The organism is uncultured Eudoraea sp., from assembly GCF_947260015.1.
Classification (GTDB): domain Bacteria; phylum Bacteroidota; class Bacteroidia; order Flavobacteriales; family Flavobacteriaceae; genus Eudoraea.
Map to the genome: position 1 here is coordinate 33,691 of NZ_CAMYOM010000011.1, position 23,008 is coordinate 56,698.

The window sequence follows — 23,008 nt, forward strand, 5'->3', positions numbered from 1 at the left end:
TGGTGGGTTAACCGCCATTTTAAATAGACTTACGGCCTAATAAAAATCATGAATTTAAGGCGTTCAACACCCTTTCCGGAGTAAAAGGTAAGTGTCTGAGGTGTTTACCGGTTAATTTGAGGAAGGCGTTGGCAATAGCACAGGCAACTAAAGGTGTGCCAGATTCACCTACTCCCCGGGGTGGCTCACGCGATTCAATTATAGCAGTTTCTACACTATCAGGAATATCTGACATTTGCAATATTTCATAATTATTAAAGTTGGACTGTTGTACACGTCCGTTAACTATGGTCAGCTGTTCTTTAAGTACACTACTAATACCCATTAATATACCACCTTCCATTTGTGCTTTAACATTATCTGGTTGTATTACAATTCCTGCATCACTAGCACTCCAAAAACGATGTACGCTTATTATGCCTGTTTTTCTATCCACAGAAATTTCACAAATTCCTGTACTTAATGTACCGCTTCGTTCTAAAAAAGCAATCCCTTTGGCATGGTTATCGGCAATGGTTGAATACCAATCACACATTGATATAGCTTTGTCTAAAGTAGCCAGTGCTCTTGGTGATTTGGCCAATAAAATCCTTCTAAAATCCGCTGGATCTTTCTTGAAATAAGTAGCTATTTCATCGATCATGCACTCTATCGCAAATTTGTTGGGGGCATGGCCGACTGAACGCCAGTGTTTTAGCCTTATACCTTCAGAAACTTCCCGCCATTCAGCATATTTATTCGGAATATCATAATAATCTATTTGGATACCACTGGCAACCAAATTACCACCATCTCCAACCACACAATGTGAAAAACCTGTTATTTTCCCTTGAGCATCTGTAGAGGCTTTTAATCGTTGTAAAGTTAAAGGCCTATAGGCACCATAACTAACGTCATCCTCACGTGTCCAAATTAATTTTACTGGTCTGGGAGCAACCTCCCTGGCTAAACCGGTTCCTTCCAATACAAAATCTGTCATACTCCTTCTGCCGAAACCACCCCCCAAATACTGCAGATTAATTTTTACATTTTCAGCCGGAATCCCGAGGTAGCTGGGAACTCCAAGTTTAGAATCGAATCCTTGCTGACTTCCAACCCAAACCTCAGCTGAGTTTCCATCTGTCCCAACCTGCACAACAGCATTAAGAGGTTCCATTTGAGCGTGATATACATAATCATTTTTAAAATCAACGCTAAAGGTTTTTCCTGCTGATTTAATAGCACTATTAATATTCCCTTCATTTGTAATCACTTTACCTGCTGATTTCTCTGAGGCTATTTTTTCATATTTTTTATAACAATCCTGAGAATTGAAACCGCTTGCAGGAGCCTCACTCCACGAAATATTTAGCAATTTTTTGGCAGCTAGAGCCTGGTCTAAAGATTCTGCAATTATGCCAATGGCATAATCAAAAGGGACTAGTTTTAACACTCCGCTTAAGGCCAGGATTTCAGATTCATTATTTAGGTTTGGCCTTGCTCCATGTAGACTACCGCGCTCCAACACCCCATAGAGCATTTCAGGTAATTGAATATCAATGGCAAACTGGGCGGTTCCCTTTACTTTTGCGGGAATATCTACTCGTGGGAGGTCTAGCCCTATGAACCGATAGTTTTTAGGATCTTTGAACTCTGATTCCGAGAATTCGGGCAGCTTGTCAGGCATATACAAATAGGGAATAATCTCGCCATACCCAATTCTTTTGTTATCCCGCCTGTTAATTACTTCACCATTTGCCGTACTAAGCTCCTTTATAGGTACTTGCCAGTGCTCGGCAATGCTATTCATCAAAATATAACGAGCCTGAGCTCCAGCCTGTCTCATTATGGAATAGTAACCATAGGTTACCCTACTGCCAGCGCTTAACATTACTTTATTATTTGGGCTCCATTTATCCGAGCCATAAATTTCAGATTCCTGAGGAGAAAACTCAACAGAGACCTTAGACCAATCTGCATCCATTTCTTCAGCAAAGATTGCAGATAATGAGGTCATGGATCCCTGGCCCATTTCTGCTGCCGGGTTATAAATAGTAATCTGACCGTCTTCGGCTAATTTCACCCAAGCTGTTAGCTGATGTTTTTTTAAAAGTTTTTGTACCTCCTTGTTGTTTTTGCAAGCGATCATTTGAGGCAGAAGACCGGAAATGCCAATAAATAAAGCAACCCCTCCTGAGGTTTTTAGAAACTCTCTTCTACTAACTACCTTATTCATTAGTTACACAATAGATTTATACCTTGAAAACGATTTAAGTTTTTACTGATGTTTTTTTTGCCGCTATTTCAATAGCTTTTACAATACGCAAATATGTGCCACAACGACATAAATTTCCATTCATATATGCTTTTATCTCTTCCCTTGTTGGATTCGGGTTTTCGGCTAGCAATGTCACTGCCTGCATTATCTGGCCTGATTGGCAATAGCCGCATTGTGGAGCTTGTGCCTCTACCCAGGCTTGTTGAATCGGGTGATCACCATTCTTGGACAAGCCTTCTATTGTCGTAATTTTTTGCCCTTTGTTTAAGGCACTAAGGGTTAGTGAACATGCCCTCATTGGTTTGTCATCCACATGAATTGTACAAGAACCACACAATGCAATTCCGCAACCGTATTTTGTACCTGTCAGTCCAAGATGTTCCCTTAGTACCCACAGCAATGAAGTATCTTCATTAAGATCTACAGCATACTTTTTGTTGTTAATATTTAATGATTGAGAAGCCATGCCAACTAGAAATAGTGTAGGCTTAATTTACTTAAAAAAAGTAAGGAAATAGGTACTGAACTAATTTTATTTTTAGGATCTGTATATGCCAACAAAGCGACTTAGTATTATTTTGGGAATCGGAGTATTCGATTTCCGTATAGCCTTGATTAGATTTTCTGCTTCTTCGGGCCGAAAGTAACCTGCATATTTATAAACTCTGACCCGCAATATAAATTCATCTGCATCCGCTTCCGGATGAAACTGTGTGGCATATAAGTTCTTTTTAACCCGAAACATCTGCACCGGACAAGGATCTGAAGTAACCAGGAGTACGGCCCCGGGCGGAACATCGTCGCAGGCTTCTTTATGGCCAACTAATGCAGAGAATTTCTTTGGTAGTCCTTTTAAAAGGGGATCATTAATACCTTTGTCTGTTACCTTAACTTCAACACTTTGTAAAGGTTCAGCATATTTATTTGTTATAGCTGCTCCGCAGTACCTGCCCAAAAGTCCATTTCCCGAACAGGCGCCAAGAAATGGAAAATCCTGCGGGATCAGTTTATCAAAAAGTGTATCAAAAAATTGTTCAACATTCTTTTGAACCATACTTTTTTTTTCTTCCGGGATACTCACATCAAATGGACTGCCCCCGGCAATTATTGCGGAGTAGTTATCTATATTAATATTTTGTATGTTACCTTGTTCAACCCTAATACGATCGACTTCATCATATGACAATCCCCCAACCCGCAAAATAGCCTCAAACTCACTATCGGAGGCTTCGGTTTCAGGCCGTAATTGCAGAATTAGAAATTTTTTCACGGAATGTTTATGTTTAATATTATGGCCATACCCCCTGCAATGCCCGCAACTTGTAACGGTTTTACAATTATAACAACCAATACCGTCCAAACAGTCCACATAGCCTTGCCATAGGCAGTACCGGGAAGCTTATTAAATGCCAGCATTGCAATTTCCCCGGTCTGAATTGTATGTTTTACAAATTCTGGCCGGGCCACTACTTTTACACAACAGCTAAAAATAATAAGCCAAAATATAATAAATCCGGCTTCTGCAATTAAAGTGGTTGTCGCTATTAATTCTCCCGAGCTAACACTGAAAAATGAAAGTATAAAAGTTGGTCCCAGAAATTTAAAACTTTCTTTAAAAGTCGCAGGAGGTTGTTTTATTTTATCTGAGGATAGTAAATAGGGATCTAATAATACAGACATGCTTAATTAATTTGCCGTGTGAAAAAATTTCTATGAAAGTTTATTTAAATAAGCCATGTTATGTTTCATGCTTTCTAAAGGGTTGTTGGCATATTCTTCCTGTTCTATGAAGATGTGCTTTACACCTGAAGCTTTTTTATGATTCATCATTGCGGGAATATCAAGGCCGCCTTTGCCAAATTCTGTACTTTCCTTCTTATTCATGTCCATATCCTTAAGGTGCCATAGAGGAAATCTCCCGGGATATTTCTTAAAATAGTCTAATGGGTCCTTGCCAGCCACAACCACCCATCCGAGATCTAATTCCATATAAACAAGTTCTGCTTCGGTATTTGAAAGGAGAACATCATAAAGAACTTGGTTATTTTCAGTTTCAAATTCATATTCATGATTGTGATAACCGAATTTAAGATTTAATTTTTTACATGCCTCACCGGCCTTATTAAATTCTTCGGCCACTTTTTTATAATTGTCTACATTTTGTCCTTTACTGGGCATTGAAGAGCAAATAAGATACTCCTGCCCCGATTCTACTGCTTCTTCCATGGTTTGCTGCCACTTTTCATCTAAATGTACATGTCCGCTCTTTAGGTTCATATTCAGGTCATCACAAACAGATTTCATCTCTGCTGGGCTGAGACCGTAGTAGTGGCCTTTATCACTTCTTGCCGTTTCAATCTCTTTGAAACCAAGAGAAGCAATTTGTTTTAATGTACCAATTGCATCCTCAGCCATTTCATTGCGAAATGAATATAATTGAACTCCAAATTGTTGTGTTTTAATTTGTGCAAAAGTACAGGAAGGGAGAAGTAATGAGCCTACGGTAAAAGCTGCAGATCGCACTAAAAAATCTCTTCTGCTTTGCATGATGTTTTTGTTTTGTTTAAAGGAGTTGCATTCTTCTAAATTAGTCTAAATTTTCCATACTCCTTTATCAATGGTATTTGTATTTTTACCCAAATGCGCGTTCTATGAATAAAAGAGAATTACAACTTAAGGCCTTTGATCGCTTACTTACTATTATGGATGAGCTCAGGGAGCAATGTCCATGGGATAAAAAACAGACATTGCAAACACTAAGGCACCTTACCATTGAAGAAACTTATGAATTGGGTGATGCAATCCTGGAAAATGATCTTAAGGAAGTAAAAAATGAGCTTGGAGATCTTTTGTTACATATTGTTTTTTATGCAAGAATAGGATCCGAAACTAATAGTTTTGATATTGCCGATGTTGCTAATTCTATTAGTGATAAACTCATTAACCGGCACCCACATATTTATGGAGATGTGTCTGTTACAAATGAAGAGGATGTAAAAAGGAATTGGGAAAATATAAAACTAAAAGAAGGTAAAAAAAGTGTTCTTGAGGGGGTTCCAAATAGTCTTCCTGCATTAGTTAAGGCCAATAGGATTCAGGAAAAAGTTGCTGGTGTTGGATTTGATTGGGAACGACCAGAGCAAGTATTTGAAAAGGTTAAAGAAGAATTGTCAGAATTGCAGGAAGAAGTGAATTCAGGAAATAGGGATAAATTAGAAGCAGAATTTGGAGATGTACTTTTCTCTATAGTGAATTATGCCAGATTTTTGGATATTAACCCCGAAAATGCCCTGGAAAGAACTAACAAGAAATTTATTAAACGCTTTCAATATTTGGAAGGTAAAGCTAAAGAACACAATAGAACACTCAAGGAAATGTCACTTGCCGAGATGGATGTATATTGGGAGGAGGCTAAGAAAATATAAGCTTTGCCAGCGACGTCATAAAAATTTCCATTTATCATGAATTTTCTTCACTTACTCTTGAAACGGGGAGATCAGTGGTTCTGCAATTATCTAATTAAACCAATCCTAAATCCTATCTTTGCTGCCTCAAAAAACAGCCAGTTTTGTTGCAACAGTATACCAAAGAATTCAGATATAATATAAGGCTAGCCGTACCTGTTATATTAGGTATGCTGGGCCATACTTTTGTGGCCTTTGCGGATAATATTATGGTGGGGCAATTGGGAACTGCAGAATTGGCAGCGGTATCTTTGGGAAATAGTTTTGTCTTTATAGCAATGTCATTGGGGATAGGTTTTTCTACGGCAATTACACCATTAGTTGCCGAGGCGGATGGCGCAGGAAACAAAGCTGGTGCCAAAAGCGCATTAAAACACGGGTTAGTGCTTTGTACTTTACTGGGATTAGCACTTTTCGGATTAATTCAATTAGGAAAGCCATTGATGTATTTAATGGACCAACCCCCTGAGGTGGTAGAGTTATCTATACCCTATTTGGATCTGGTAGCCTTTTCATTGGTCCCGCTGGTTATGTTTCAGGCTTATAAACAATTTTCGGAAGGTTTGTCTCAAACCAAATATCCAATGTATGCCACTATCGTGGCTAATGTGGTCAATATCGCACTTAATTATTTATTGATTTTTGGCGCATTTGGTTTTCCAAAGCTCGGAATTATTGGTGCTGCCATAGGTACTCTTGCTTCACGAATAATTATGCTGATTATGCTGTGGTATTTGTTGGAAAAAAAGAAAAAATTTCATGATTATGTCACCGGATTTAATTTCAAGAAGATTGAAAAAAGGGTAATGAACAAAATCATTCATCTTGGATTTCCATCTGCTTTGCAGATGTTTTTTGAGGTGGCTATATTCACAGCAGCCATATGGCTTAGTGGGGTACTAGGTAAAAATCCACAAGCTGCCAATCAGATAGCCTTAAATCTCAGCAGTATGACATTCATGTTTGGAATGGGGCTTGGAGTTGCAGCAATGATACGTGTTGGCAATCAGAAGGGGCTCAAGAATTTCAAGGAATTAAGACGAATATCTCAATCCATTTTTCTCCTCACATTTATTTTGGAAGTTATCTTTGCATTATTATTCCTTCTGGGAAGACATTGGTTTCCAACTATTTATCTGGATGTTAACGATCCGGCTAACCATATGGATAATATGGAAGTAATATTTCTTGCGTCAAAATTACTTCTGGTCGCAGCTTTTTTTCAGATTTCAGATGGTCTTCAGGTGGTTATACTTGGTGCTTTACGAGGTCTACAGGATGTAAAAATTCCAACCTTTATTACTTTTATTGCTTATTGGTTGATAGGCTTTCCGATATGTTATTACCTCGGTTTGCACACAGAATTGAAAAGTATAGGGATATGGATAGGATTACTGGCAGGCTTAACAGCATCGGCAATTATGTTGTATATTCGATTTAACAAATTGACCAAGCAACTCATAAGTTCTTAAGAGTTTTTCATATATCTGTACTTATACAGTTCATTGGTAATTTTCATTACCCGACAAATAAAAAATGAATTGAATTATGCAATTTCCTAAATTTTTACTTGGTGATAATACCGATTACCCAACTGCTATCTTTATTGTACACACAGAATATCCGAGGTTTATATTAAACCTTGAAAATGATGAGGTGGAATGGCTCGAAGATTTCACTGCCGAAGATGAAAAAGAATTGTCTTCCGAAGCGGAAAGTTTAATTGAAGCTGCCACTGTCTTTTACGACAGGGAAATAGCAAGATACGAGGATTAAAATGCTGGAAGAACTAGTGCATCTCGACAAGGAAGTATTCCTTTTTCTCAATAAACTGGGAAGTTCTGAATGGGATGGTTTTTGGATGTTTCTTACCAATAAGTGGAGCGCGATTCCTTTGTATTTTTTATTGCTAATACTTTCATATAAGCAATTTGGGGCTAAAAAAATGATTTTTCTCGTTATCAGCGTGGTTTTAATGATTACAGTTACGGATCAATTGTCCAATTTTTTTAAATATGGTGTTCAACGTTTACGTCCATGTTATGATCCGGAAATAAGCCATTTGATGCGTCTGGTAAAAGACCATTGCGGTGGAAAATTTGGCTATTTTTCTGCACATGCAGCCAATTCTACTGGACTGGCATTATTCTTTACTTTTCTTTTTAGCTCTACCTATAAATATGTTGGTATATTTTTAATTATTTGGGCCGCTTTTGTTTCCTACAGCAGAATATACATCGGAGTTCATTTTCCATTGGATATTATAACAGGAATGGCCGTAGGAGTACTCTTTGGGTGGCTATTTGCAAAGTTATATATCTTTGCAATTCACAAATATCGTATATGATCTCAAATACGAAGTATTGGTTTTTTCTCTTACTTATTGTCCTGGTATATCTGGCGGGAATGTTTGTCACACTTTTTGAATATGATTCCGCTCAGTTTGCTGTAATGGCAATGAGAATGGTACAGGAGAACGACTTTGTAAATTTGTTTAAAGGTCCGGAGGAATACCTGGATAAACCTCATATGCATTACTGGCTGGCGGCCATTTCTTTTAAAATTTTCGGTCTTTACGATTGGGCCTATCGGATTCCGGCTATCCTGGCCACTTTGTTAGGAGCCTATAGTTGTTTTGGTTTAGGTAAGCTACTGTATAATACGGAGGTAGGCAAAGTAGCCTCACTTATTTTTATGACAGCACAAACCATTATGCTGTCCAATATTGACGTTCGGACTGATGCTGTACTTACAGGATTTAGCGCTTTAGCCATTTGGCAACTTGCAACTTATATAGAAAAAAATTCCCTGAAACATTTACTTCTGGGTGCTTTTGGTGCCGGAATTGCTTTTTCAACGAAAGGCCAGATTGCGCTATTAGTTATAGGGCTTCCGATACTTTGCCATTTAGGTTATAGCAATAAATGGAAATTGCTTTTCAGTTGGAAGGTATTAGTTGCTTTGGCTGTTTTTGCATTATCTATTTCACCTATACTATACGCGTATTACCTGCAGTTCGATCTACATCCTGAGAAGGTCATCCGGGGAAAAGATCACAGGAGTGGGATACTCTTTATTCTCTGGGAGCAAAGTTTTGAACGATTAAGCGGACAAGGGGTAGGAAAGAACAGCAGTGATTATTTTTTCTTTTTCCATACTTTTTTATGGGTATTTTTACCATGGACAATAATTGGCCTTGCGGCTTACTGGACACGGGTCAAGGCATTTTTTAATACTAAATTCATGAGAGGTTCGGGTCTGGAGTTTCTTACAATTGGGGGTATTACTTTAATTTTTCTAATCATAAGTTTTGCACAATTTAAACTACCACACTACTTAAATATAATGATCCCATTGTTCGCGGTACTTTCGGCTTCCTTTATGCAAGATTTAATCAATTCTGCAAAAGTTAAAAAGATGAAAGTATTTCTTGGGCTGCAAACTTTCATTCTGAGTTTAGTGTGTATTACAACAGTTCTGATTTGTTTTTTTGTTTTTAAAATTTCAAACTGGTATGCCTATGTCTTATTATTTTCAGCTCTTGTACTAATAGGGTATTTCTGTTTGAAGCAGCAGGAATACGGTCTTCGATTAATAACCATCTCTCTATACAGTTCTCTTCTTCTAAATGCCGTTTTGAATTTGCATTTTTATCCATCTTTATTAAAGTATCAGGCAGGTTCAACTATGTCCGGCATAGTTGCTGAAAATGACATACCGGCAGAGCGGATATACAAAATTACCTTTAGGTCTTCATGGGCTATGGATTTTTACAACCAACATCCAGTTAAAATTACCGAGGCTTCGAATTTATCTGATATGGGAGCTGTATGGGTTTATGGAACTGATGATGATCTTAAAAAGCTAAAAGAATCCGGTTTGGATTGGGACAGACATTTCACTGCGGACCAATTCAGGATAACGCGTTTGCAAGCAAAGTTTTTAAATCCTTCTACGAGGAAGCAAGTACTAAACAATATGCATTTAATTCACCTGCTCGAGTAAAGAATTTAAGCTGGTATCTCTTCTAATTCGGGTTTTCTAAAATGGTAAATAATTCCTAAAAGTGAAACTGTGGCGGTTATTAGAAAAAAGAGCATGCTAATACTAACTGAAGTATTCTCATCTAATCCCAACCAAAGCGCTCCATAGTAGAAAACAACTTCCCTGCTACCTATTCCGCCTATGGTAAGTGGTAATACAGAAACAATAGAAGATATCAGGAATATAAATAAGTAAGCAATATTATTTCCCTCAACATCTAAGGCCTTTAAAATAAATAGAACACTAATTAATTGCGCAAGCTGTACCAAAGCCGAAAAACCCAGGGATTTCCAGAAAACAGGATAAACGAATGAAAAAAACCTTTTATTAAAAAGCCAAAAAACAAGAATACTGAGGACTATAGCTATGCCAAAAAGCAATCTATAAAGCTGTAACCTGCCTTCGTCCAAAAAAAGTGCAAGCACACAACTGATCACAAAGATTAGCAAAAGACCATTAAGACGATCTAATACAAGAATAGATACAACGCTCTTGGTCTTTACCTCATATTTTTTTTTTAATACATACCCTTTATAAGCGTCTCCCCCAATTCCACCTGGTAAAAACAAGTTATAGAACATGCCAAGGAGGTATAGTTTTAGATTGCTTAATTGAGTAAGAAATATATTGATTTGATGTATATACAAATTTAGGCGAAAGGCAGATAAAACCTTTGATAAGATAAAAAACAAGAGCGCTATAAACAGGTATCCTAAATTACTTCCCTTAAGAATATCCCAAACCTCTCTGAATTGAATTTTTGTAAAAACAAAATACAGCAAAACAAAGCTAAAAAGGATTTTAAGGAGGGTAATCCCTTTTTTACGATTATTGGCCACCTATAGATATACTTTTAATTCTGTAGGGTCTTTTATTTTGCGATTCGTAATAGGTTCGAATAAGCAGTTCCATGACTATACCTATGGTAAAAAGCTGAATTCCGGCTAATATGAACATCATTCCAAAAATGAGCAGTGGTCTGTTTCCTATGTCTTGCCCGTAAACCAGTTTTACAATAAGCAGATAGATATTAATAAAGATTCCCAATATGATTAATAGTACACCAAGAATACCAAATAAATGAATGGGTCGTTGGAAATATTTCCTGATAAAAAGGAGTAACATCATATCGGCCACAACCTTAAAAATACGTTCCAGTCCATACTTGGAAACTCCTGCATTTCTCGCGTGGTGTTTTACAGGAACCTGTTTTATCTGAGCACCTTCCAAATGGGCCAGCAAGGTAATAAAACGGTGCATTTCACCATAAAGGTTTAAATCTTTGGCAATATCCCGTGTAAATACTTTAAGGGCACATCCATTGTCTTTAATATCTAACTTAGTGACGCGCCTAACCATGAAATTAGCAATCTTAGAAGGGATTTTCTTAACCAATGAATCCTTTCTTTTTTGTCGGATTCCTGTAACTACATCATATTCACCACTTACCGCATACTCCAGCATTTTAGGAATATCCTGGGGATCATTCTGCAGGTCCCCGTCCATGGTTATGATATATTCCCCTTCAGCATAATCTATACCTGCAGCCAATGCCAAACTTTGGCCGTAGTTCTTTTTTAGTGAAATAAGATGAACTCTGGGATCTTTCATCTCACTTATCTTTTTGCGGGTATGGTCTGTAGAAAAATCATCCACATATATAATCTGATAGATATAACCCTGCAAACTCTCGTTAATTTTAGATGTAAGAAGTACTACGTTTTCTTCTTCATTGTAGAGTGGAACAACTATAGATAAGAGGGAGGCGGTAACCGGGTTCATTATGGCGGATAAATGTTCGGACAAATTTATGCTTTTTATTTAAGTTCTTTCTTATACCCGACCATTAGTACTTCGGCAGCCCGAAAAGGGGAGATTTTATCTTCAGCAACCTTCTTTAGCATAGATTCCAGGTTCTCTTTAACCGCAGATGTCCGGTAAAATTGCTGCTTTAAAAGTTCATCTATGGTCTGCATGAGCCAGAATTTATTCTGATTTTGCCGGTTCTTCTCAAAATATCCGGAGTCTTTTGTGGTGTCCAAAAATTGCACAATCATCTCCCATATTTCAATTATCCCTTTATTTTCAATAGCTGAACAAGTGCTGACCATAGGATTCCATCCATTTTCTTTAGGAGGATAGAGTTGCAAAGCCCTTTCAAATTCCACTTTTGCAAGTTGCGCTCTTTTTAGATTATCGCCTTCAGCCTTGTTGATGACGATGGCATCTGCCATTTCCATGATACCCCTTTTTATTCCCTGAAGTTCATCTCCCGCACCGGCTAACTTTAAAAGCAAAAAGAAATCAACCATACTGTGCACGGCAGTTTCACTTTGCCCAACCCCAACAGTTTCGATTAAGACTATATCAAAACCGGCAGCTTCACATAAGATAACTGTTTCCCTCGTCTTACGGGCCACTCCTCCAAGAGACTCACCTGAAGGAGATGGTCGAATAAAAGCATTAGGATCTTTAACCAGCTCCTGCATGCGAGTTTTATCACCAAGGATACTACCCTTACTAAGGGTACTTGTCGGATCTACCGCCAATACGGCAACTTTCTTGCCAAGACTTGTAAGGGTTTTGCCAAAGATTTCAATAAAGGTGCTCTTACCAACGCCGGGGACTCCGGTTATGCCAATTCTAATGCTTTTAGATTCCTTTGAGAGGCAATTCTCAATCAAGGCATATGCCTTCTTGAGGTCTTCATTTTTGGTACTTTCCACGATGGTTATGGCCCTTGCCAAAATGGCTTTGTCTCCATTCAGGACTCCATAGGTGAGATCCTCAACGGAGAGCTTCTTTTTGCGGTGCTTTTTTACCTGGAGGACTCCTTTTGTATCTTTATTTTTTTCCGAACTCAATGTTAGTTGTTAATAGGTACCCGGACCTTGGTTTTATCCCAATCGATACTGAGGTATAATTGACCGGTGTCTTCAAAATCCATAGTAAAACTTTCAACAGTTTCCACCAAATTAATAACCGGCACCCCAACAATAGCGACATCTTCTTCAGGGATTCTTGTTGTTTCTTTACCGCCGCTCATAAGTGTAACCCCCCATTCAGGAACATTCTTATTAAAGATTACTTGCCAACTATCCTTACCCGGGATGGTCCAAATTGAATAGGTCCCTGCCGGAAGTTCTTTATCGATGATATAAATTTTAGAATTTGTTGTAAAAGTAGCAGGCTCATTGGCACCGGTGCGCCATACCGTATCATAAGGGACAAGTTTACCAAAAATTACCCTTTCCTTTTTAAATGGACTGCTGTATTTTAGTGTAAGGTCCAATCCATTTTCAGTGTAAACAACGGTCTTTTGAGGACTGTTCTTTTTTGTTTGTTCTTTTAGATATGGCATTGCCACGAAGTAAAAAAGTAAGGCTATTGCCGCCAATACGATCAAAATCCATTTAAATACTTTCATATTATAGCATTGTTGATTAGTTTGTCTAAGTTACTAAATCAAAAGTAAAAACTGCATCGTTATAATAGGTTTCTCCGGGATTTAGGATTGCCGAAGGAAATGATTGAATGTTAGGTGCATCCGGATAGTTTTGGGTTTCAAAACAAATAGCTGCAAACTCCAGGGGAGTATAAACAACTACGGCAGGTTGATTGCTATTAACTTTCATTGATATTCCAGAAACCGGGGAATATAGTTCAGCAACTTTTTTAGCTTTTTCTGAAACCACATAGGGAGTGTCTAGTCGTTTTCTTGCTATCTCTTTTCTGGTAAGGAAGTCGTAATCTGTATCCACAACAGAAATCAGTTTTCCTGTTGGCAGCAAATTATCATAAGTTTCTAATATTGAAGGGCATTGTAATTGGAGCTGATAGTGATCAATAGAACCAGTATTATCCAGCCGAAAGTAGGAATGGTTGGTTAAGTTTATGACAGTACTCCTATCCGTCACAGCTTCATGAATAATATGCAACGAATTATCAACCAGTTTGTAAGTTACGCTGGCCTTCAGATTTCCCGGATAGCCCTCTTCCATATGAGGACTTTGGTAACTCAATTTAACAAATGGTTCTTTATTGTGTTCGATGGAATCAAAAATCCAGTATTTTTTTCCGAAGCCACTCTTTCCACCATGCAGATGCACCCCATCTTCAGAGTATAAATTATAAGTATCACCTTTAAGTTTGAAGCTTCCATTTGATATCCTTCCGGCAAATCGCCCAACACATGCGCCCAGAGATATTTGATCTTCCAGATAACTATCCGGATTCTCGAATCCAACTGCTAAGTTCAACGTATTTCCTTCCCGGTCTTTAAACAGAATTTTTTGAATAATAGCTCCATAATCAAGGACACTCAAGGATATAAATTCGTTTTTAATTGTAACTTGTTGCAAGGTGAACTATTTAAAAATTTCTTAAAAATACTTGTTTTTTGCAACATGCATAATTTTCTCTCGTCCTTAAATTAACAACAACTAATATCAAAATTCGAAACCGGCCAAATGTTTCAAATAGATCTGGTAGAGCGTTGCAAAGCCAACGATCGAAAAGCACAAATAAAGCTTTACAGACAGTATTGTGATGGTATGTATTATGTGGCTAAGCGATTTATAAGCGATCCCGATGATGCTGAAGACGTTTTACAGGAATCCTTTATTAAGGCGTTTCAGAAGATACATCAGTTCAAAGGTGAAGTCACATTTGGCGCATGGTTAAAGCGAATTGTAATCAATAAAAGTATAGACTTTCTCAAATCTAAAAAGGAACGCTTTCAGGAACTTAATGAGAATAGTATACATATTGTTGAGGATGATGACTGGTCTGTGGAGGATGGAATATCAATTGATGAGATAAAAGAAGCAATAAATCAATTATCGGAAAAATACCGGCTCGTAGTACAGCTTTTTCTAATGGAGGGGTATGATCATAGTGAGATCTCTGAAATATTGCATTTAACCGAAACCACAAGCAGGACCCGATTGTTAAGAGGAAAAGGGCATTTAAAGGAATTACTTAAAGAAAAACGTTATGGCACAGGATCTTAGAGAATTATTCAAGGAGGAGAATGATAAAAGGTACCCAATGAAAGATGGGCACGAAGAGCGGTTTTTAGAATTATTGGATAAAGAGTTGCCCTTAAGAAGAAAATCAACTTTTTATTTTATAAAAATTGCAGCCTCAGTATTAGTGCTTTTTAGCCTGGGGATTTATACCTATATAAATTTTAAAAGTGATACGCTGCAACAGCCGGCAGTTGTTGAAAATGAAATCGAGAATACAAAAGCTCAGGGTTATTCTCTAGGGGATCTTTCCCCGGAATTAAAGAAAATAGAAAATTATTATGTAGCTAATATAAACCTGGAATTATCTCGTTTGGAAGTTTCCAATGAAAATAAGGCAATGGTAGATGATTATATGCGCCGATTGTCCGAGTTGGATGAAGAATACAAAAGGTTAAATATAGAATTGAATGAAATTGGCCCGAATGATCAGACCATTACGGCTCTTATTAAAAATTTACAGTTAAGGTTACAGTTATTGCAGAAGTTAAAAGAAAAATTAAATCAATTAAAATCATCAGAAAATGAACAAGTTACATCAAATAGTGTTTAAAAGTTTTGCCCTGAGTCTTTGCTTCTTTACAGTTGGCAGCTATGGACAAGTGCAGTCTAAAAAGTATAAAGAAACATTTACGGTAGGGAAGGAGGCTGTTGTCAATATCAACACAAGTCATGCCGATATTGAATTTTCAACCTGGAATAAGGACCAGGTAGTAGTTGAAGCCACAATTGAACTTGAAGGCGCTACGCCCGAAGAAGCAGAAGCGTATTTTAATAAAGGAGGGATCAAAATCCTTGGCAATAGCCAGGAAATAACTATAAAAACCGGAGGGGAAAATGCATGGATTTTAAGAGGAGCACATAGTAATGACAATAATATTATTGTGGAAATTCCCGAGATGCCAGAAATAGAACCTCTTTTTCTTGACATACAAATCCCTGATATTCCGGAAATTCCAGAGATTATTATGGAAATGCCTCCGATGCCCCCGATGCCTCCAATGCAATTCAAAAATTTTGATTATGCGGCGTATGAGAAAGATGGTGAAAAGTACCTTAACGAGTGGTCAAAGGAGTTTGAAAAGAATTTTGATGAAAAGTATCAAAAGGAAATGGAAGAATGGGGCAAAGAAATGAAGTTGAGGGTTGAAGAACGTGAGGAAGCTCGGGAAGAAATGATGAGGGACCGTGAAGAAATGATGAAGGAAAGAGAAGAAATGGGTAAAGAAAGTGAAGAAATGAGAAGAGAGGTGCAGGAAGAAAGACGAGAGGTTATGGAGGCGCAGAGAAGAATTGCGCATGAACAACGCGAGGTTCATAAGAATGTTATTATTTCCCGGCAAGGGAAAGATAGTCCTAATATTTTTTATCGATCTTCAGATGGAGAAGAAAGGAATTATAAAGTAAAGAAGACTATCAAGATTAAAATGCCAAAATCTACTAAGCTCAAAATGAATGTGCGACATGGGGAGGTTAAGCTGGCAGAGAATACAAGAAACATGAATGCAACCTTGTCTTATGCAAGGTTGCTTGCCTCCACTATAGATGGAGAGAAGACAAATATTGTGGCTTCCTATTCTCCGGTGTCAGTACAACGATGGAATTATGGGAACTTAAATATCAATTTCTCAGATGAAGTGGCTTTAAAGGACGTAAATATATTGACTTTAAGTGCTACTTCCTCTTCTGTTACAATAGATCGTTTACTTAAAAGTGCGCAAATTAAAAATGACCTTGGGGCCCTAAGGATCAATACAATTGCTAATGATTTTAAGGATTTGGATATATCCATTCAGAATGGTGAATTGGTATGTAAATTACCCCTTACTCCATTTAGTATTACTATAGACGGTACTTCTTCTGATTACTCCGGGCCATCGGATTTAAAATTGGTATCCGAAAAAAATGGAAATAGCTTTGTTCACAGCGGGTATTATATGCAAAAGAATACCGGGAAGTCAATAGTAATAGATTCCAGGTATAGCGATATCCTGCTTCAACAATAACTACTCTTTTAATTCTAAGGTCCCAAATAACCTTATTAATCCTCTCCGCTTCATAATTAAATTCACCTATAATTTTGGTTCCCATCCATTTTCATATTCCCTTTTCCAGGCGGCCATTGCTTGCTTATTATTTAAAATTTTACCTGTCGTGGTGTCCACTTTAAGCGTTTCGCCGGCATCCTGAGCCATATTACCTAAATGACAAAGCATAGTAGTTATACTAGCATCTGCTATGGGTGAGTTTTGCTTTTCATCTAACCGAATGGCATTAAAGAAATTAGCAATGTGCATCCCATCCAGATCACCTGCGCCCATAGTATCTATTGTGGCGCTACCTCCAGTTTCAAATTCAAATTTAATTGGTCGGCCTTCTAAGTCATATAATTTATAACTTTCTCTGCTTAGTTCTATAGTACCTTTACTGCCATAAATGGTTGCACCCCTTCCCTGTCTTTCCGGTTTCATTACTCCCCGGCTATGTCCGTTCCAGGTAATGAACTTATTATCGCTGAATGTATAAGTCACCTGCTGGTTATCCGGAAATTGCCAATCGTCATCATAGGTATATTTTCCTCCAAAAGAAGTAACAGTTTCAGGGAGATCAACTCCTAATGCCCATCGACAGATATCTATTTCATGGGTACCGTTGTTGTGAATTTCACCCGTTCCCCAGTTACGAAACCAATGCCAATTATATGGATGAATATTATCTTTATATGCCATCCTGGGCGCTGGTCCCTGCCAGAGATCCCAATTTAAGGTCGATGGCACAGCAATATCAGTCCCATTTCCAATAGATGAACGGCTATTGGAATAATAGGCTTCCCCTTTATAAACATTTCCAATAATACCGTTTCTAATATCCCTAACAGCAGTAATAGTAGTCCTGGCAGAACGCTGCTGGTTGCCCATCTGTACTTTCTTGCCGTATTTTTTCTGTGCCTCAACCAACAAGTCATTCTCGTAAGGATTATGACTGCAAGGTTTTTCTACATAAACATGTTTTCCTGCTTGTAAGGCCATTATGGCCATTGGGGCATGCCAATGTTCAGGGGTTGCTATAAATACAGCATCAACATCTTTATCTTCCAGCATTTTTCTGAAATCTTTTTCAACTTTAGGAACGTAGCCGATTATTTCCTCACACCAAATGTTATGTGCCTCAATAATGGTATCATCTACATCGCAATTGTAAATGATCTTTACATTTGGACTTTTTGAAATACCCATGGTCAGTGCTTTAGCACGGCTTCGTACTCCAATAACGGCAACCTGTAATTGATCATTGGCCCCTAAAATACTTGCGTTAAGGGTTCCCGGCAGGGCAAAACCACCTAAGGTTATGGCAGCACCCCCAACAGTGGTTTTTTTAATAAAATCTCGTCTTGTTGTCATGGGTTATTCGCTTAAGATTGGTCTTATTTTAATATTCTTAAATGCAACACGATCACCGTGGTCCTGAAGCAGTATATTGCCCTGGTCAGCTTCTCCGAAATTAGGCCAGATCTTGTATTTACTCTCTGAAACCAATTTTTTATAAGTGTCACTTTTTCTTTCGTATTCCAAGACTTTCATGCCATTTAACCAATGTTCCACATGGTTGTCTTTGGAAAGTATACGTGCATGGTTCCATTCGCCAATAGGATTCACAGGTTTATCCGGATCTACCTTTATAAGATCATATAAGGATGCAAGGGTTCTGCTACCTTCATGATTGCCCAACTTGGCATCGGGATGATTATCGTCATCCAGAATTTGGTATTCCAGGCCAATTGATGATCCGTGGCCTTTATTAAGGTCGGTATCCACAAAATATTTTATACCGCTGTTGGCACCTTTTGTAAGTTTAAAATCTAATTGTAACTCAAAATTACCATAAAGGTCCTCTGTCACAATATCGCCACCTGCTGCAGATTCTTCTCCACCTGATGATAAGACTATAAGTTCACCATTTTCTATAATCCAGCCTTCAGTAGGGAAGTCATCCAGGCGGGCCCCCCGCCATCCATTATTAGTAGTGCCGTCCCAGAGGAGTTTCCAACCATTTTTTTCTTCATCAATGGTGAGTTGGTTTTTAGTAATGACAGGTGTAAGTGTGCTTTTTCTTGAGTATTTAGCCAGGCTATCCGTAAGGATTCTAATGTTTTTCCATTGAATTTCTGTACCTGCCTTTTGGTCCTTTCCAATACTGTGCACCTGAAGTCCAATAAAGCCACTACTGGTTTTATCGTCTATCAGATAGGCGGCCGGAACGTCATTTATCCATGTTTTCAGGGTATCTCCAAGTGCTTCAATCCTATAATGATTCCAGTCATTTGGTTTAAATGCCTGTTGAGCTTTTGGATTACTATCCAGTGTACATAGCCATCCCCTTCTGGCCTCGTCGTAAATTCCCGCGCTCCATGCCCGGTCTGAGGGATCTATCTCTATCTGGTAACCATGAACACGGCCATTCATATAATGATGGAAGCTATTGCTTCGGATTTGAATCCCGGAATTCACAGTGGAATCTACTTTATAATCTAATTCCAGGATGAAATCACCGTACATATTGTCTGTAGTTAAAAAGGTATTAGGGGTATCATGTACCGTACTGCCCACAATAATTTCATCTCTTACCTCATAATGCGCTTCTCCTCCTTTGATAGTCCATTCATTAAGGGTTTCCCCATTAAACAAAGGAATCCAAGGTGTGTTGTCCTTACTGGAATCTGAGCATCCCAGCGAAGTGAGTACCATTAGAATTAATATTGCTTTGTAAATAGGGGTGCTTTTTTTCATTCGATTAGGAGTCCGATTTGTGTTTATATTTTTTAAATATAGGCTGAAGTGTGCACAAATAAAAAAGCAACTTAAAAAAGTTGCTTTATGTTTGATTGCCTAAGTTTTATAAAATTACCCTAATGCACTTCCTTTTTAAGGTAATCCGGAAAGTTCTTTTTAAATCGATTTAACCTCGGAACAGATACTTGTCGGATATAGGAATTATCAGGATGTTTCCTTTCGTAATCCTGATGGTAATCTTCAGCATCATAAAATTTGACAAAAGCTGTGACTTCTGTCACAATTGGGTCGTCATACATTTTACTTTCCTCTAATGCGGCCATGTAGGACTCTATAATTTTCTTTTCTTCCGGATTCTTATAGAAGGCTATAGAACGATATTGAGCTCCCCTGTCAGGTCCCTGACGATTTAGGCTGGTTGGATCATGGGACCCAAAGAATACCTGGACCAGCTCTATGTAGGATATCTCCTTAGGATCATAATATACTTCTACTGCTTCGGCATGGGAAGTCTTTCCATAACTTACCTGTTCATAAGTTGGATTTTCTTCTGCTCCCCCGGCATACCCCGAGACTACTTCCTTAACTCCTTTTACGCTCTCGAATATGGCCTCTACACACCAAAAGCAACCACTTGCAAAATAGGCGGTTTCGTATTTTTGAAGATCTTGTTTGGAATATTTTTCAGCCAGCACTACTTCTTGGGCTGGCTCTATTTTATTCTTAATTTTGGATTCACAACTAGTGGTGAACAAAGTTATGGCTAGTAAAATACCTGCTTTCAGAAATTTCATTTTTCGAATTTATTTCAAAAATCAATAAATCTTTCTGTAAATGAGGTTAAAGACCTGTTAATTAATGTCTTTGCGTATTTCAGAAGCTGCGGTTTCACCAACATTAGAGGAATTTCTATGACTTTGCTTGAAAAAGTACTTCTGAAGTGTTCTGAGGGGCTAATAGCTATTTTAGACCGGGAGATTCCCACTGGAAAATATATTCCGCTTGATTTATCAGTATTGAACAGAGACTTGGGAACCCTGGATATTGGCAATCCATCTGTTTGCCAGGAGTATATTGACAAAGTCCTAAACAATGACTCCTCATCAGTAGCATATGGTGGGTATTTGGAAAGGCGTAACTTATATAGCAAGAGTCCTGGCTTTGGTGTTAAAGGGGAAGAAGAACGCAATATTCATCTCGGAATTGATTTTTGGGCTAAGGCTGGCACTAAAGTAATAGCACCCTTAGGAGGAGTTGTACACAGTTTTAAGAACAATGAGGTATCCGGGGATTATGGCCCAACTATTATTTTAAGGCATATACTGAATGGCATACAATTTTATACACTTTACGGGCATTTATCAATAGAATCACTCCAGGGGTTGTATAAAAACAAAGAAATCAATGCTGGGGAAGCATTTGCGACCTTGGGCGATACAACTATTAATGTGAACTATGCACCCCATCTTCACTTCCAAATCATAAAGGAATTGGGCGGCTTTAAGGGAGATTATCCAGGCGTTTGTGCGCAAAAAGACCTTAATATGTATCAAAAAAATTGCCCTGACCCCAATTTATTGCTAAAAATCACACCTCCTTTTATCGGTTAAATACACATTAAATCGCTAAGGTGTTTTAGGGGTTAGATCCGTTCATCGACACTTTTTTGCACTTAATCCAAGTTTTTGTCAGATACCGAAGCTCAGGATTCTAAAGTTGATACCAAAGTAGAAACTATAGAAATGAGTATAGTTACTTCAACTACAAAAGAAAACACTGTTGCTCGTTTGTACAAAAACAAGAATAGCCGAGTAAAGAAAGCTTTATCTTTTACTACAAAAAGAAATAAAGCTAAATTGGCTTAATATCTAATCCCTTAGAATTCTTAAAAAACACTTGCATTAACTGTATTTGTAATAATTGAGTTAATAAAGTATTATTGGTTCAGTTTAGCCGAATATTCTCCCAGGGCATTCATAATACCAAAAAATTCATTTGCGCTTTCCTGGCTGTTTAGAGAAGTGTTTATCATTAAAAATCTGCCTATTCCGGTTGTAGGATCAAAAAATAGTAATGACGCCACTCCTGGATCACCACCAGAGTGTCCAATGGCTCCATTGCCACTATATCCCATAAAGATGCCCATATTGTATTCATCATTATACGGGAATACGCTATCGCGTTCCTCAAAATGAGATTCGTTAAGTTGTTTTTTAAAATACTCTTTGTAACTGTCCGGATTCAAAAGGGTTCCTTTACCCGCCTTGGCTTTGATCAATTCTGACAGATACTTTCCCATATCCTTTGCGGTAGTACGCATTCCACCATCGGGATAAGTAATTAATTCATAAAAGGGTAATTCAGTTTCTTTGTCGGAGTACAGTTTAGAATGCATAGCCAAATCAATCTGATCATAAGACCAGCCAGAATCATCCATCTTTAATGGGTTCAGGATGTATTTAACGGTGAATGCATCAAAAGGAACTCCTGTGGCCTGTTCAAGGACCAAAGCTGCCAAAGTAGCAGCTATATTGGAGTAGTCGAACTTTGTTCCAGGTAATTCACGCAAGAACCCCTTTTTCTTATAATATTTTCCTTTAGTGTCTAAAACCATTGGCATAAATTCTAATAAAGTTGTTTTAGAGGAAGGTGAATTAAACGTCTCATTCAGATCCTTTAGCTTATCAGCAGGAATGTCATCTTTTAATACATAGGATTTTTTATCGTAATACTTGGTATCCGTAATAGTTGAAGTGTGTGTAGCTAAATTCCTAATGGTAATTTCTTTTTCAGGGAAATATGGGTTGATTACTTTAAAAGGGAGATAACTATTTACAGGATCATCCAATTTTAACTTTCCCAATTCCTGTGCCTTCATGAGTGAAATTCCAATAAAGGTTTTTGAAATAGAGGCTATATTTTGAATTGTACTATCTGTATAAGGCTTTTTTGCTGCAACATCCATATAACCAAATCCTTTTTGATAAAGAGGTCCGGACCCATTCACTAAGGTTACTGCGAAGCCATTTATATAACCCTTACTATAAAGCTTATTTAAAGCCTGAGTTAAAGAATCGGAATAAAGAAGTACAGAAGGCGGAGGATGCTGTCGATTTGTAATTTTGGGACTATTTATATCTACTAATAGCAGGATAAAGAAGAGACCAAACGTCCAAATTGTCTTCATATATGGGTTTTTTAGAAAGAAATTGATTAGAGATGCGAGCTAAAATTAGCATTTATCGCACTATTTTGAGCTCTAAACAAGCTTAAAAGGATTCTTTTTTTATTGTTTCTCCTATTTTTTGTCGTTGAATTGTCTTCCGATTATCGGTTAAATACACATTAAATCGCTAAGGTGTTTTAGGGGTTAGATCCGTTCATCGACACTTTTTTGCACTTAATCCAAGTTTTTGTCAGATACCG

The 23,008-nt window shown here is 37.8% G+C and carries 24 protein-coding genes; 10 read left to right on the top strand and 14 right to left on the bottom strand.

Features of this window, described 5'->3' with window-relative positions:
• Nucleotides 1-46: 46 nt before the first annotated feature.
• The 5 genes from Q0X66_RS07040 to Q0X66_RS07060 form a co-directional block, all read right to left on the bottom strand.
• Nucleotides 47-2,215, bottom strand: coding sequence for a molybdopterin cofactor-binding domain-containing protein (locus tag Q0X66_RS07040; RefSeq protein ID WP_297704666.1), 2,169 nt, complete (start codon nt 2,213-2,215; stop codon nt 47-49).
• Nucleotides 2,216-2,249: 34 nt separating this feature from the next.
• Nucleotides 2,250-2,723, bottom strand: a complete 474-nt coding sequence (locus tag Q0X66_RS07045; protein ID WP_297704668.1) for a (2Fe-2S)-binding protein — start codon at nt 2,721-2,723, stop codon at nt 2,250-2,252.
• Between the two features lie 72 nt (nt 2,724-2,795).
• Nucleotides 2,796-3,527 carry a glutamine amidotransferase gene (locus Q0X66_RS07050; protein WP_297704670.1) on the bottom strand — a complete coding sequence of 244 codons (732 nt, stop codon included), beginning with the start codon at nt 3,525-3,527 and terminating at the stop codon, nt 2,796-2,798.
• On the bottom strand, nt 3,524-3,937 hold the full coding sequence (locus tag Q0X66_RS07055; RefSeq protein ID WP_297704673.1) for a hypothetical protein: 414 nt from the start codon (nt 3,935-3,937) through the stop codon (nt 3,524-3,526). Before Q0X66_RS07055 ends, Q0X66_RS07050 begins: the two co-directional genes overlap by 4 nt.
• A 30-nt stretch (nt 3,938-3,967) precedes the next feature.
• Nucleotides 3,968-4,804, bottom strand: a complete 837-nt coding sequence (locus Q0X66_RS07060) for a sugar phosphate isomerase/epimerase (RefSeq protein ID WP_297704675.1) — start codon at nt 4,802-4,804, stop codon at nt 3,968-3,970.
• 104 nt (nt 4,805-4,908) lie between these two features.
• Between Q0X66_RS07060 and mazG the strand changes: the two genes are divergently transcribed.
• The 5 genes from mazG to Q0X66_RS07085 all read left to right on the top strand — a co-directional run bounded on the left by mazG (nt 4,909) and on the right by Q0X66_RS07085 (nt 9,726).
• Complete coding sequence (gene mazG / locus Q0X66_RS07065) at nt 4,909-5,682, top strand: nucleoside triphosphate pyrophosphohydrolase (protein WP_297704677.1); 774 nt, start codon at nt 4,909-4,911, stop codon at nt 5,680-5,682.
• A 143-nt stretch (nt 5,683-5,825) separates the two neighbouring features.
• On the top strand, nt 5,826-7,193 hold the full coding sequence (locus tag Q0X66_RS07070) for an MATE family efflux transporter (protein WP_297704679.1): 1,368 nt from the start codon (nt 5,826-5,828) through the stop codon (nt 7,191-7,193).
• A gap of 76 nt (nt 7,194-7,269) precedes the next feature.
• Nucleotides 7,270-7,497: a hypothetical protein gene (locus Q0X66_RS07075; protein ID WP_297704681.1), complete on the top strand. Its 228-nt coding sequence runs from the start codon at nt 7,270-7,272 to the stop codon at nt 7,495-7,497.
• A gap of 1 nt (nt 7,498) precedes the next feature.
• Nucleotides 7,499-8,068: a phosphatase PAP2 family protein gene (locus Q0X66_RS07080; protein WP_297704682.1), complete on the top strand. Its 570-nt coding sequence runs from the start codon at nt 7,499-7,501 to the stop codon at nt 8,066-8,068.
• The gene (locus Q0X66_RS07085; RefSeq protein WP_297704683.1) at nt 8,065-9,726 is read left to right on the top strand and encodes a glycosyltransferase family 39 protein; all 1,662 of its coding nucleotides are present in this window, start codon (nt 8,065-8,067) and stop codon (nt 9,724-9,726) included. The genes Q0X66_RS07080 and Q0X66_RS07085 overlap by 4 nt, the downstream gene beginning before the upstream one ends.
• Before the next feature lie 5 nt (nt 9,727-9,731).
• Here Q0X66_RS07085 and Q0X66_RS07090 read toward each other — a convergent pair whose 3' ends face one another.
• Genes Q0X66_RS07090 through Q0X66_RS07110 form a run of 5 tightly spaced genes read right to left on the bottom strand, consistent with a single transcriptional unit; the run spans nt 9,732 to nt 14,126 of the window.
• A complete protein-coding gene (locus Q0X66_RS07090; RefSeq protein WP_297704684.1) occupies nt 9,732-10,604 on the bottom strand; it encodes a lysylphosphatidylglycerol synthase transmembrane domain-containing protein in 873 nt (290 codons plus the stop codon).
• The gene (locus tag Q0X66_RS07095) at nt 10,594-11,547 is read right to left on the bottom strand and encodes a glycosyltransferase family 2 protein (RefSeq protein ID WP_297704709.1); all 954 of its coding nucleotides are present in this window, start codon (nt 11,545-11,547) and stop codon (nt 10,594-10,596) included. The genes Q0X66_RS07090 and Q0X66_RS07095 overlap by 11 nt, the downstream gene beginning before the upstream one ends.
• 35 nt (nt 11,548-11,582) lie before the next feature.
• Nucleotides 11,583-12,629, bottom strand: a complete 1,047-nt coding sequence (meaB, locus tag Q0X66_RS07100) for a methylmalonyl Co-A mutase-associated GTPase MeaB (protein ID WP_297704685.1) — start codon at nt 12,627-12,629, stop codon at nt 11,583-11,585.
• A 2-nt stretch (nt 12,630-12,631) separates the two neighbouring features.
• The gene (locus Q0X66_RS07105) at nt 12,632-13,192 is read right to left on the bottom strand and encodes a DUF2911 domain-containing protein (RefSeq protein ID WP_297704686.1); all 561 of its coding nucleotides are present in this window, start codon (nt 13,190-13,192) and stop codon (nt 12,632-12,634) included.
• A gap of 25 nt (nt 13,193-13,217) precedes the next feature.
• A complete protein-coding gene (locus tag Q0X66_RS07110) occupies nt 13,218-14,126 on the bottom strand; it encodes an aldose epimerase family protein (RefSeq protein WP_297704687.1) in 909 nt (302 codons plus the stop codon).
• 108 nt (nt 14,127-14,234) lie between these two features.
• Here Q0X66_RS07110 and Q0X66_RS07115 point away from each other — a divergent pair, with 108 nt between their 5' ends.
• The 3 genes from Q0X66_RS07115 to Q0X66_RS07125 are packed head-to-tail and all read left to right on the top strand — an operon-like array spanning nt 14,235 to nt 16,798.
• On the top strand, nt 14,235-14,777 hold the full coding sequence (locus Q0X66_RS07115) for an RNA polymerase sigma factor (protein WP_297704688.1): 543 nt from the start codon (nt 14,235-14,237) through the stop codon (nt 14,775-14,777).
• Nucleotides 14,761-15,345, top strand: a complete 585-nt coding sequence (locus Q0X66_RS07120) for a hypothetical protein (RefSeq protein WP_297704689.1) — start codon at nt 14,761-14,763, stop codon at nt 15,343-15,345. Before Q0X66_RS07115 ends, Q0X66_RS07120 begins: the two co-directional genes overlap by 17 nt.
• Entirely contained in the window at nt 15,317-16,798 is a 1,482-nt protein-coding gene (locus tag Q0X66_RS07125) for a hypothetical protein (protein WP_297704690.1), read from the top strand. The genes Q0X66_RS07120 and Q0X66_RS07125 overlap by 29 nt, the downstream gene beginning before the upstream one ends.
• Nucleotides 16,799-16,864: 66 nt before the next feature.
• On the opposite strand, the gene Q0X66_RS07130 is transcribed toward Q0X66_RS07125, so the two are convergent.
• From Q0X66_RS07130 to msrA, 3 genes are all read right to left on the bottom strand, one after another.
• Nucleotides 16,865-18,193: a Gfo/Idh/MocA family oxidoreductase gene (locus tag Q0X66_RS07130; RefSeq protein WP_297704691.1), complete on the bottom strand. Its 1,329-nt coding sequence runs from the start codon at nt 18,191-18,193 to the stop codon at nt 16,865-16,867.
• Nucleotides 18,194-18,196: 3 nt separating this feature from the next.
• Entirely contained in the window at nt 18,197-19,579 is a 1,383-nt protein-coding gene (locus Q0X66_RS07135) for a DUF1080 domain-containing protein (RefSeq protein WP_297704693.1), read from the bottom strand.
• A gap of 119 nt (nt 19,580-19,698) precedes the next feature.
• A complete protein-coding gene (gene msrA, locus Q0X66_RS07140; protein WP_297704695.1) occupies nt 19,699-20,376 on the bottom strand; it encodes a peptide-methionine (S)-S-oxide reductase MsrA in 678 nt (225 codons plus the stop codon).
• Nucleotides 20,377-20,493: 117 nt separating this feature from the next.
• Between msrA and Q0X66_RS07145 the strand changes: the two genes are divergently transcribed.
• Both Q0X66_RS07145 and Q0X66_RS07150 read left to right on the top strand, forming a co-directional pair.
• The gene (locus Q0X66_RS07145) at nt 20,494-21,192 is read left to right on the top strand and encodes a peptidoglycan DD-metalloendopeptidase family protein (protein WP_297704697.1); all 699 of its coding nucleotides are present in this window, start codon (nt 20,494-20,496) and stop codon (nt 21,190-21,192) included.
• A 75-nt stretch (nt 21,193-21,267) separates the two neighbouring features.
• A complete protein-coding gene (locus tag Q0X66_RS07150) occupies nt 21,268-21,447 on the top strand; it encodes a hypothetical protein (RefSeq protein WP_297704699.1) in 180 nt (59 codons plus the stop codon).
• Between the two features lie 71 nt (nt 21,448-21,518).
• Here the strand turns inward: Q0X66_RS07150 and Q0X66_RS07155 are convergent, their stop codons facing one another.
• Entirely contained in the window at nt 21,519-22,769 is a 1,251-nt protein-coding gene (locus Q0X66_RS07155; RefSeq protein WP_297704701.1) for a serine hydrolase, read from the bottom strand.
• Between the last annotated feature and the right edge of the window lie 239 nt (nt 22,770-23,008).